Below are 11051 nucleotides of genomic sequence, written 5' to 3'. Positions count from 1 at the left end.
AGGCGCCCCGGGTGCGCCGGGCCGCGCTGGCCATCCCGGCGAGCCTGGTTGCCGGGGCGCGCCCGGCGATCCGGTCGGCGGTGGGTCTCGCGTGGTTGCTTGGTGCGGCGCCGGATATCCTCGCCTCGGTCGCGCCCAAATCCGTCACCGCGCCTGTCGCCATGGCGATTTCCGAGGAACTGGGCGGCCTGCCCTCGCTGACGGCGGTGCTGGTCATCATCACCGGCATCTTCGGCGCCATGCTGGGGCCGATGGTGCTGAACCTTGTCGGGGTGCGCGACTGGAGCGCGCGCGGTCTGGCGGTGGGCACGGCAAGCCACGGCATCGGCACCGCCCGCGCGCTTCAGGTCAACGATACCGCAGGTGCGTTTTCCGGGCTTGCCATGGGGCTGAATGCGATGGCCACGGCGCTGATGTTGCCGATACTCTGGGCGCTGCTGTTCGGCGCCTGATGCGGTTCAGCCCCGTGTCGGGCGGGTATCGGGAAGCGTGATGCGCGCCACCTGCTCGGCGATGGGATCGACCGAAAGCGGGTGGGTCTCGCCATCGTGGTCGGCAGGGTCGCCGATCGGCTGCCAGCGGCCGGACTTGTAGATTTCGAGCGAGTCGAAACCGGCCTTGTAGCCCATCTTGGCGCTGCCCGGCACCCAGTAGCCCAGATAGACATAGGGAAGACCGGCACCGCGGGCGATCTCGACATGATCGAGGATGATATAGGTTCCGAGCGACAGCCGCGCCAGGCCGGGCTCGTAGAAGCTGTAAACCATGCTGAGCCCGTCATCGAGCACATCGGTCAGGCAGACGGCGACAAGATCGCTGTCGAAGCCTTCGGCCACTGCCAGTTCGGCGTTGCGGTATTCGACGATCCGTGTGCGGACCGGCGTTTCCTCGACCATGGCGGCGAATTCGAAGATGTCCATGTCGGCCATGCCGCCATCGGCGTGGCGCGAATCGAGGTAGCGTCGGAACAGCGCGTATTGCTGCTCGGTCGCCCAGGGCGATGTAGCCTCGCGCGTCATCCCGATATTCCGGCGCAGGGTGCGGCGCTGGCTTTTCGCCGGCGCGAAGCTCTCGACACGAATACGCGCCGACAGGCACGCGGTGCATTCGGCGCAGGACGGGCGGTAAAGCACATTCTGCGAGCGCCGGAACCCCTGCTTGGAAAGCGCATCGTTCAGGAGCCCGGCATGGTCCCCCTGCAACGCGGTAAACAGCTTCCGTTCCATCCGGGCTGCCAGATAGGGGCACGGCTGCGGCGCGGTCACGTAGAACTGCGGTGCGATGGGAAGGGTGTGGTGCATCTGGTCGGCGGAAATACGTCTGGTTACGGGCCAGACGGTAACAGGGGTTGCGTGTTCCGCCAACCCCCGTCGGGTATCGTCACCGGCGCGAATTCAGCGCGGCGCTCCCCAGGATCAGATCGTGCAGCCCCTGGTGGCGTTCGGTGGTCAGAATCAGCACCATCGAGACGATCTGCGGCACCAGGAACGAGAAGAAGACCGAATAGAGCAGGGTGTGCAGAAACGCCTCGCCGAAACCGAAACGTTCGCCGCGCATGTTCCGCAGCTCGACCGCCATCAGGCGCATCCCCCAGGTGGCGGAACCCCCCGAGATGGTGAGCACCCTGTAGAAGAAACTGACGGTGACCCACAGCAGCGGATAGAAGAACACTGCGGTAAATGCCGTGAACGGCAGGATCAGCAGCGTCAGCAGAAAGATCAGCAACGCATCGACCACCCATGCCAGCGCCCGCTTGGCCGGAACATCGGCATAAAGCTCGGGCGCCAGGTTGGGGTCGGGCAGGCCCCAGACGTTGTTGGAAATGTCGCTCATCGTTTCCGCCTCTCGGTTCATGGACGATGGCGCGCAACGTGGGTGTTGCGCGCCGCCCGTTCAAGGAGCCCCGGGTGTGGGCGCCGGTCAGGCCTGCTCGGCCTCGAGGGTTTCGCCGCCCGAGGATTTCGCCGTGCGGGCGCGGTCATCCATGAAGGCGTCGAATTCCTGCTTGTCCTTTGCCTCGCGCAGGCGCTTGAGGAAGGCATCGAAGGCTTCCTGCTCTTCTTCGAGACGCCGCAGGGTAGCGGTCTTGTAGGCGTCGAAGGCGCTGTTGCCGCTGGGCCGGGTGGCGTCGCGGTATCTTTGGTGCCGCGCGCGGCGGCAGCTTCCGTTGAACATGCGTTTGCTCCAGATCATATAGGCGAGAATGGCCAGACCGACCGGCCAGAAGAAGATGAAACCCAGGATCGTCACGGCGATCCAGGCTCCCTTCCCGCGATCGTCGAGCCATCCCTCGGCCCGGGCGAACCAGGAAGGGCTGGCGGCATGTGCGGTATTCATCGTTTGCTCCTCGTTTCGAACAATGTGAATGCGTTTCACATTATCGAAGATGGGGCAGGTGCGCGGGGGCTTCAAGAGGTAATGTGAATGTTTTTTACATTTTTGCATTACGCCACGCAATGCATGGAGGACGCGGGAATATCGCTATCCAGCCGGTCCCCGCAGGTGCGTGGCTCATCGGATTCCGGCCACCACGGGCGGTCAGGTTTCGATGAAATCGGCCTCGATCGCACCCGAGATTTCGCGTAGCCGGTCCGGCGAGATGCGAAAGACATGGCGTGGAGTGCCCGCCGCGGCCCAGATCTGATCGAAGGTGCCGAGCCGCGGGTCGAAATAGCTGCGGATCGGTGCCTTGTGCCCGACGGGGGCGACGCCACCGATGGCAAAGCCGGTGATCTCACGTACCCGGGTGCCGCTGGCGGGGTGGGTCGGCTCGCCCAGCAGGTCGGCGATCCTGGCGGTGCAGACCCGGTTGCCGCCCGCCGTGATGAAAAGCGTGAGCGTACCCGAGGTTTCGCCCTCGACGACGATCGATTTCGCGATCTGCTCGAGTTCACAGCCCACCGCGTCGGCGGCCTGCCGGGCGGTGCGCGTGCTGTCGGGCATCTCGCGCAGTTCGTGTTCCACGCCGGCAGCTGCGAGCGCCGCCTTCACCCGTTTCAAGCTCTTGCTCATGACGACCTGTTCTCCGCTGGCGAATGGGGGCAATTTCGGCAAAGGTCGCGTAAATGGCAAGGAGGAGGATGGAGGATTCCGAGATCCGGAAGCGGTGGGGGTGGCGGAATGTCTTCAGCCAGGACCAGCGGCCGGGCCGCACCGGCCCGTCGGACACCGGCCGTATTGACCGTGTCCCGCCGGCAGGCCATCAACCTGCCATGAGCTTTGCATCCGCGATCCGCCGAACCCCCATCCCCTACGATTCCCAGGCCGGTGCCGAGGTGTCGGGCAGCTTTGCCGCGCTGGCCCCGGAACTGCGCGAGGTTCTTGCCGGCGCTGCCGGGTGCAGCCCCTATCTGCGCGGCCTGATGACGCGCGAGGCGGAATGGCTCGAAACAGCGCTGGCGCAGGAGCCGTCGGCGGTGTTGCCCGGCCTGTTCGAGGCGCTTCGCCCGCTTGCCCCACCCGAGGTCAGGACCGCGCTGCGCCGGACCAAGGGGCGTGTTGCGCTCTATGTCGGTCTGGTCGATCTGGCCGGGGTATGGACGCTTGAGCAGGTCACCGGCGGGCTGACCGATTTCGCCGACCTGTCGGTAGATATCGCGATGAAATCGGTGCTGGAAAGCGAGCTGCGCCGGGGCAGGTTCCCAGGCCAGACCGAGGGGGACCTGCCGGTTGCCGGTGGCATGGTGGCGCTTGCCATGGGCAAGATGGGCGCGCGGGAACTGAACTATTCCTCGGACATCGACCTGATCTGCCTGTTCGACGAAAGCCGTTATCAGGAGGACGCTTATCACGAGGTCCGGGCGGGGTTTGTCAAGGCGACGCGCCGCATGTCGGCGCTGCTCAGCGACATGACCGGTGATGGCTATGTCTGGCGCACCGACCTGCGCCTGCGCCCCGATCCCTCGGTGACGCCGGTCTGCCTGTCGATGGAGGCGGCGGAACGCTACTACGAATCGGTCGGCCGCACATGGGAGCGGGCGGCCCATATCAAGGCGCGGCCGGCGGCGGGCGATCTTGCCGCGGGTGAGGCCTATCTCGACCGGCTTCGCCCCTTCATCTGGCGTCGCCATCTGGATTTTGCCGCCATCCAGGACGCGCACGACATGCGGCTGAAGATCAAGGAACACAAGGGTCTTCACAATGCCTGCGAGCTCGAGGGGCGCAATCTCAAGCTCGGTCCCGGCGGCATCAGGGAGATCGAGTTCTTCACCCAGACCCGCCAACTGATCGCCGGAGGGCGCGACCCCTCGCTGCGCCTGCGCGGCACGGTGCCGGCACTGGCGCAGCTTGCGGCGCGGGGCTGGGTTCCGCAGGGGCTGGCCGACGAGTTTTCCGGCCACTACCGTTTCCTGCGTGAAATCGAACACCGGGTGCAGATGGTCGAGGATGCGCGCACCCATCTGCTGCCGACCAGCGCCGAAGGGTTCGACCGTATCGCCCGCATGTGTGGCGAAGGCGATACCGGGCGGTTCCGCAGCCAGCTTTCCGAACGCCTGAACGCGGTGCGCCGCGCGGCCGACAGTTTCTTTGCCCCCGGCGTCAGGGGCGCCGAGCAGCCGGCACCCGAGGACGAACCCGAGATCGTCGCCCGCTGGCGGCATTACCCGGCCTTGCGGTCGGGACGGGCGCAGCGGATATTCGAGCGGCTGAAGCCCGACCTGCTGGCCCGCCTCAATGCCGCTCCCAGACCCGACGAGGCGCTGCTTGCGTTCGACGGCTTTCTCGCTGGGCTGCCCGCCGGGGTGCAGCTTTTCTCGATGTTCGAGGCCAATCCGAACCTGCGCGCGCTGATCGTCGATATCGCGTCGACCGCTCCGGCGCTGGCAAGCTACCTTTCGCGCAATTCGCAGGTGCTGGACGCCTTTATCGGTGGCAGTTTCTTCGAGGCCTGGCCGGGCAAGATCGGCCTTGCCACCGAGCTTGGGCAGCGGCTGGATCAGGCGGCCGACTTCGAACAGCGTCTGGACACCGCGCGGCGCTGGATGAAGGAATGGCACTTTCGTATCGGGGTCCATCACCTGCGCGGAATCGTCGACTCGGCCGAGGCGGGCCGGCAATACGCCGATCTGGCCGAGGCGGTACTGGCCGCGCTGCTGCCGGCGGTGATCGAGAACTTCGCCGGAAAGCATGGCCGGATGCCGGGGCGGGGCGGCGTGACGGTCGGCATGGGCTCGCTCGGGGCGGGCTGGATCAACTCGCGGTCGGATCTTGACCTGATCATGATCTACGATGCCGGCGATGCCGAGGTATCCGAGGGGCCACGCCCCCTGCCGGTGGCAACCTATTATTCGCGCCTGACCAAGGCGATACTGACCGCGCTGACCGCCCCCACCGCCGAGGGGCGGCTCTACGAGGTGGACATGCGGCTGCGCCCCTCCGGCCGGCAGGGGCCGGTGGCGACTTCGCTGTCCTCGTTCGACAGCTATCAGCACGCCGAAGCCTGGACATGGGAGCATCTGGCCCTGACAAGGGCGCGCACGATTGCCGGCAATCCCGAGATCGCGGACGCGATCGAGACCATCCGGTTGTCGGTACTTGCCGCGCCGCGCGATGCCGGGAAAATCCTGTCCGATGTGCGCGACATGCGCGAGCGTCTGGCCGAGGCGAAGGCGCAGCGCGGGCCGCTCGATGTCAAACGCGGACCGGGCGGCTTGCAGGATATCGAATTGCTTGCACAGGCCGGCGCGCTTCTGGCCCGCGCCCGTGCCCGCCGCACCGCGCCGCAGCTTCAGGCCGCCGCCAGGCTGGGGTGGCTCTCCCGTGAGGAGGCCGAGTTTCTTACCCGCACCTACCGGCTCGCCCGGTCGGTCCAGTCGGTCGGGCGGCTGCTGGTCGACGGGCCGCTCGACCCCCGGACGCTGGGGCAGGGCGCGCGCGAGGTACTGGCGCGCGAAACGGGGATGGAGGATATCGACGCGCTGGTTTCCGAACTGACCCGCCGTCGCGCCGGGGCCGCCCGGATCATCGATGCGGCCCTAGACCGGCGGCAATTCGTCCAGGAGGGCATGGAATGAAGGGTGACGGCAACGACCCCAAGGCGCTGATCCGTGAAGCGTATCTCATCGAAGGTATCGGCGAGGTCGAATGCCGGTCGATCTTTGTCGACTGGGCGCTGTCGCTGCCGGCGGAAACCGATTCGGCACAGGCGTTGCGGGTGCTGATCGCGCGTCACGCCGAGCCGGCACCCGATCACCCGATGAGCCGGGTCCTGCGCGAGGGACTCGCCGAGCCCCGCATCAAGGGGCGTCGGGGCGGCAGAGATGGACGCATAAACCGAAATGGGGCGCGGTAGGCGCCCCGGGCAGTCGGTTCAGCCCGGATGAAGGCCGTCCCGGCGGGGCTGACGCCCCTTGTCCCGGGCCGGGGTCGCTACCCGAACGGCGGCCTCGCCCGCAAAGCCGCCGTCCGTGGATGGCACAGCGAAGGTCGGTGGCTGAACGCATGGTGTCCGACTTCTGTTCATGTGCAATCACTGCTCTCACCGTGCAGCATGGCGGGTTTTCTTTTGACGGTCGGGTGGTGTGAGCGAACCCGGTTGCGCATGAGCGCGATGGTCAGCGGCCGGTATCGAGGCGGATCGTCCGGCCTTCGCTGGCGGATCGTATCAGTGCGTCGATCAGCCGCTGAACCTTGAGCGCGTCGCGTCCGCTGATCGGGGCGGGGGTGTCTTCGCGGATCGACCGGGCGAAATCGGCGATCAGGTCGCGGTGCCAATCGCAAGTGAAGGCCATCGGATCCGCGCCGCCGCCGGTCAGCCCCTCGTCGCCGAAGGCGACCGGTGCGCCATCCTGCGGAGCGACGGTCAGGTGCCCGCCGACCAACCTTGCGCTGGCGCGCGTGCCGTCGATGATCAGGCTTTCGGTCGCTCCCGGATACCCCGCCGTGGTGGCGACGATCGACCCCGGCACCCCGTCCCGGGTGCGGAACCCTGCGGTGACGAAATCCTCGCATTCCATCTGGTGCAGTTTGCTGGTGGCGGCGAATGCCCGCACCTCGTCTACCGGGCCGATCAGGCTGAGCATCAGGTCAAGCTGGTGGATCGCCTGCGTCAGCAGCACGCCGCCGCCGTCCTTGTCGCGTGTCCCGCGCCCGGGCGTGTCGTAATAGGATTGCGGGCGCCACCACGGCAGGTTGGCCCGCACGCAGGCGATCTCACCCAGATCACCGGCATCCATGGCACGCCTGAGCGCGATCGCCCCCGGCCGGTAACGGTGCTGGAAGACCACGTTGAGCCTGACACCGCAGCCCTCGCATATCCGCACGATCTCGGCCGCCGCTTCCGGCGTCCGTTCGAGCGGCTTTTCGCACAGCACGTGTTTGCCGGCTTCGGCAAGGCGCCGGATCGGCCCGGTGCGCGTGTTCGGTGGTGTCAGCACGATCACCGCGTCGGTGCCAGGGTCGTCCACCACGGCGTCGAAACTGTCGAAAGCGGGAAAGCCATGCGCCGCGCAGGCTGCCGCGACCTTCCAGTCGTTGCGGTCGAAGAGGCCCGATACCTCGATCTCTCCGCGCAGGTCGGCGAGCGATTCGAGATGTGGGCGCGATGCCATGCCGAGGCCGACGATGGCGAAACGGATCGGACGGATGGTCATGGTTGCCTCACGCACCGGGGTCGAGCACGGCGGGGCGATGGTGCAGCGACAGCGTCGTGACCGAGGCGGGCGTCTCGGCGATCACCTTGCCCTTGCGGACAACGGCCAGCCGGGTGGCGCGCAGGCGGATCGCCTCGATCGTGCCGGGTGCCTGAAGCAACACGAAATTCGCCTCGCATCCCACGGACAGACCATAGTTTTCCAGCCCCATTATCGCGGCCGAATTGACCGTCACCGCATCGAAACACCAGCGCATGTCCTCGCGGCTGGAAAGCTGCCCGACATGCAGCCCCATCGCCGCGACATCGAGCATGTCGGCCCGGCCGAGCGAATACCACGGATCCCTGACGCAATCGGAACCAAACCCGACCAGCATTCCCGCATCGCGCAACTCGCGCACCCGCGTCTGGCCGCGCCGTTTGGGATAGCTGTCGTGCCGGCCCTGGAGCATGATGTTGATCAGCGGGTTGGGAATGACGCGCAATTCGCTTTCGGCCATCAGCGCGATCAGCTTCGAGACATAGTAATTGTCCATCGAGTGCATGGAGGTCAGGTGCGAGCCGGCGACCCGCCCCTGAAGGCCCAGCCGCTGCGTCTCGTACGCCAGCGTCTCGACATGGCGCGACATCGGATCGTCGCTTTCGTCGCAGTGCATGTCGACCATCAGCCCGCGTTCGGCGGCGATCTCGCACAATGCGCGAACCGAAGCGGCGCCATCGGCCATGCTGCGTTCGAAATGCGGAATGCCGCCCACCACATCGACCCCCATGTCGAGCGCGCGGACGGTGTTTTCCATCGCCGTCGGATCGCGGAAAACGCCGTCCTGCGGGAAGGCGACAAGTTGCAGGTCGAGGTAATCGCGGACCTTCCCGCGCACTTCCAGCAGGGCCTGAACCCCGGTCAGGCTGTCGTCGCAGGTATCGACATGGCTGCGGACGGCGCCGATGCCCATCGACACGGCAATGTCGCAATAGGCCAGTGCGCGTTCGACGATCTCGTCAACCGTCTGGATCCGCTTCAGTTCGCCCCAGAGCGCGATGCCTTCGAGCAAGGTGCCCGAAACGTTCATCCGTGGCCGCCCGAGCGAAAGCGCCGCGTCCATGTGGAAATGCGGATCGACGAAGGGCGGGGTGACCAGCCGCCCGCTGGCATCGATCACTCGTGCGGCTTCGGCGCCGATGCCGCGCTCGACGGCGCGGATGGTGCCGCCGGCGCAGGCTATATCCACCCCCCGGGTTCCGTCGGGCAGGTTGGCGTTCTTTACCAGCAGGTCGAACATGGCAGGATTCCAGTTGCTTGATCGGGTATTATCGCTGCCCCTTGAACCATGGCTGGAGCAGGGCGCGCGGATAGTCGGCCTTTCGCGCCGCGACGACAAGGGCGATGATCGACAGCACGTAGGGCATCATCAGGAAGACCTGACCGGGGATCAGCGCGCCGGCCTCGGTCTGCAGCCGCACCTGAAGCGCGTCGAACATGCCGAAGAGCATCGCCCCCAGCAGCGCCTTGCCCGGCTGCCAGCCGGCAAAGATCACCAGCGCGATGCAGATCCAGCCCCGCCCGTTGACCATGCCGAAGAAGAACGCATCGAAGGCAGACATGGTCAGGAACGCCCCGCCAAGCGCCATCAGGGCCGATCCGGCAATCACCGCCCCCATGCGCAGCCGGATCACCGAAAGCCCCTGCGCATTCACCGCCTCGGGATTGTCTCCCACCGCCTTGATCGCCACGCCGAGCGCGGTGCGGTCCATCGCCCACCAGACCAGCACCACCATCAGCAGGGCGAGCCAGGTAAAGGCCGTCTGCTGGAACAGGACCGGGCCGAGAAACGGAAGATCGGACAGCAGCGGGATGTCGAGCGCCCGGAACGGCGCGATCCGCGGCGGAGAGGCGACCTGCGGAAAGATCGTGCGATAGGAAAACGACATCAGCGCGGTGGCGAACATGGTGATGCCGAGCCCCGAGACATGCTGCGAAAGCCCCAGCGGCACCGTCAGGATCGCGTGGAACAGCCCGAACAGGGCGCCGCTCAGCGCGGCGGCCAGAACGCCCAGCCACAGGCTGCCGGTCAGATAGGCGACAAGCCAGCCCATCATGGCGCCGGCGACGAAAATCCCCTCGATCCCCAGGTTCAGAACGCCCGAACGTTCGCACAGAAGGGCGCCGAGAACGCCGAAGATCAGCGGCGTGGCGATGCGCAGGCTGGCGGCCCAGAAGCTTTCCGACAGGAATATCTGCAGGATATCCATCATGCGGCGGCCTCCGGCCGGATGCGGCGAAGACGGAACCGCGAGAAGAACCCGCCGAGAAGGACGCAGATCAGCGACATCGAAACCGTAAGATCGGCAAGGAAGCTGGAAACGCCGAGCGCCCGGCTCATGCTGTCGGTTCCGACAAAGACGCTGGCGATATAGAGCGCGGCAAGCACGACCCCCAGCGGCGAAAGCCCGGCGAGCATCGCCACCACGATCCCGGTATAGCCGAAGCCCGGCGACAGGTCGGTGGTGAGATAGCCCTTGAGCCCGGCCACCTCGCTTACGCCGGCCAGCCCCGCCAGTCCGCCCGAAACGAAGGCCACCGCCAGCAGCAGGCGCCGGACGGGAATGCCGGCATGGCGCGCTGCGGCGGCGTTTTCGCCGGTTGCCCGTATCTTCAGGCCCCATACCGTCATCGCCATGACGACATGGGCGACGATGGCGGTGCCGATCGCCAGCAGGAACCCCGCATGCAGGCGCATCTTGCCCATCAGTCTGGGCAGGGTCGCGGCATCGGTCATCGGCTCGGATTGCGGCCAGCCGAGGCTCATCGGGTCTTTCAGCGGTCCTTCCAGCATCATCTGGACGAAGATCAGGATGATGAAGTTGAGCAGAAGCGAGGTCACCACCTCGTCGGCGCCGAACCGGGTGCGCAGCACGGCCGGGCCAAGCATGCCCAGCCCGCCGGCGATGAAACCGGCCAGCAACACCAGCGGGATCATCAGCAGCGCCGGCCCGTCGATCAGACCCGAGCCTATCCAGACCGCAGCCATCGCGCCGAGGTAAAGCTGCCCCTCGGCGCCGATATTCCACAGGCGGGCGCGAAAGGCGATTGCCGCGGCAAGCCCGGTGAAGACAAGCGGGGTGGCGCGGGTTAGCATTTCGGTGAAGGAAAAGACCGAACCGAACACCCCGGCGAACATCTGCCGGTAGGCTTCGAGGATCGGCGCGCCGGCAAATGCGAGCGGAATGGCGGCCAGCGCCAGCGCGGCCAGCGCCGCCAGCAGCGGAACGCCGGCGGTCAGCCATCGCGATGGCGCTTCGCGCGGAGAGATTTCCATCATGCGGCCTGTCCTGCCATGAGCCGCCCGATATCCGACCGGTCGCGGCTGGCGGTTTCGGTAAGCTGGCCACCGTGCATGACCAGGATGCGGTCGGCGAGGGCGAGCACTTCGTCGAGGTCCTCCGAAATCAGGATGACGCC

11 protein-coding genes are annotated in these 11051 nt (G+C 66.6%); 3 read left to right on the top strand and 8 right to left on the bottom strand.

The features are described 5' to 3' along the window. Positions 1 to 452 (top strand): LrgB family protein (locus ACK5IR_RS13805; RefSeq protein WP_416929752.1); only part of this gene is annotated, 452 nt, incomplete at its 5' end. Positions 453 to 458: 6 nt separating this feature from the next. Here ACK5IR_RS13805 and ACK5IR_RS13800 read toward each other — a convergent pair. The 4 genes from ACK5IR_RS13800 to ACK5IR_RS13785 form a co-directional block, all read right to left on the bottom strand. Next, the gene (locus tag ACK5IR_RS13800; RefSeq protein ID WP_416929751.1) at positions 459 to 1301 is read right to left on the bottom strand and encodes an arginyltransferase; all 843 of its coding nucleotides are present in this window, start codon (positions 1299 to 1301) and stop codon (positions 459 to 461) included. 79 nt (positions 1302 to 1380) lie between these two features. Beyond that, complete coding sequence (locus ACK5IR_RS13795) at positions 1381 to 1833, bottom strand: RDD family protein (RefSeq protein WP_416929750.1); 453 nt, start codon at positions 1831 to 1833, stop codon at positions 1381 to 1383. 87 nt (positions 1834 to 1920) lie between these two features. Next, entirely contained in the window at positions 1921 to 2337 is a 417-nt protein-coding gene (locus tag ACK5IR_RS13790; RefSeq protein ID WP_416929749.1) for a DUF2852 domain-containing protein, read from the bottom strand. A 201-nt stretch (positions 2338 to 2538) separates the two neighbouring features. Beyond that, on the bottom strand, positions 2539 to 3012 hold the full coding sequence (locus ACK5IR_RS13785) for a YbaK/EbsC family protein (protein ID WP_416929748.1): 474 nt from the start codon (positions 3010 to 3012) through the stop codon (positions 2539 to 2541). A gap of 200 nt (positions 3013 to 3212) precedes the next feature. Here ACK5IR_RS13785 and ACK5IR_RS13780 point away from each other — a divergent pair, with 200 nt between their 5' ends. Both ACK5IR_RS13780 and ACK5IR_RS13775 read left to right on the top strand, forming a co-directional pair. Beyond that, positions 3213 to 6014 carry a glutamine-synthetase adenylyltransferase gene (locus ACK5IR_RS13780; protein WP_416929747.1) on the top strand — a complete coding sequence of 934 codons (2802 nt, stop codon included), beginning with the start codon at positions 3213 to 3215 and terminating at the stop codon, positions 6012 to 6014. Then, the gene (locus ACK5IR_RS13775) at positions 6011 to 6292 is read left to right on the top strand and encodes a hypothetical protein (RefSeq protein ID WP_416929746.1); all 282 of its coding nucleotides are present in this window, start codon (positions 6011 to 6013) and stop codon (positions 6290 to 6292) included. The genes ACK5IR_RS13780 and ACK5IR_RS13775 overlap by 4 nt, the downstream gene beginning before the upstream one ends. A 262-nt stretch (positions 6293 to 6554) precedes the next feature. Here ACK5IR_RS13775 and ACK5IR_RS13770 read toward each other — a convergent pair whose 3' ends face one another. Genes ACK5IR_RS13770 through ACK5IR_RS13755 form a run of 4 tightly spaced genes read right to left on the bottom strand, consistent with a single transcriptional unit; the run spans position 6555 to position 10908 of the window. Next, a complete protein-coding gene (locus tag ACK5IR_RS13770) occupies positions 6555 to 7592 on the bottom strand; it encodes a Gfo/Idh/MocA family protein (RefSeq protein WP_416929745.1) in 1038 nt (345 codons plus the stop codon). 7 nt (positions 7593 to 7599) lie between these two features. Then, on the bottom strand, positions 7600 to 8871 hold the full coding sequence (locus ACK5IR_RS13765; protein WP_416929744.1) for an amidohydrolase family protein: 1272 nt from the start codon (positions 8869 to 8871) through the stop codon (positions 7600 to 7602). A 28-nt stretch (positions 8872 to 8899) separates the two neighbouring features. Further along, the gene (locus ACK5IR_RS13760) at positions 8900 to 9841 is read right to left on the bottom strand and encodes an ABC transporter permease (protein WP_416929754.1); all 942 of its coding nucleotides are present in this window, start codon (positions 9839 to 9841) and stop codon (positions 8900 to 8902) included. Next, complete coding sequence (locus tag ACK5IR_RS13755) at positions 9841 to 10908, bottom strand: ABC transporter permease (RefSeq protein ID WP_416929753.1); 1068 nt, start codon at positions 10906 to 10908, stop codon at positions 9841 to 9843. The genes ACK5IR_RS13760 and ACK5IR_RS13755 overlap by 1 nt, the downstream gene beginning before the upstream one ends. Positions 10909 to 11051: the final 143 nt, after the last annotated feature.

It is taken from the genome of Tropicimonas sp. (assembly GCF_047971885.1).
Taxonomy (GTDB): domain Bacteria; phylum Pseudomonadota; class Alphaproteobacteria; order Rhodobacterales; family Rhodobacteraceae; genus Tropicimonas.
This window is presented reverse-complemented; position numbering and strand designations above follow the sequence as displayed.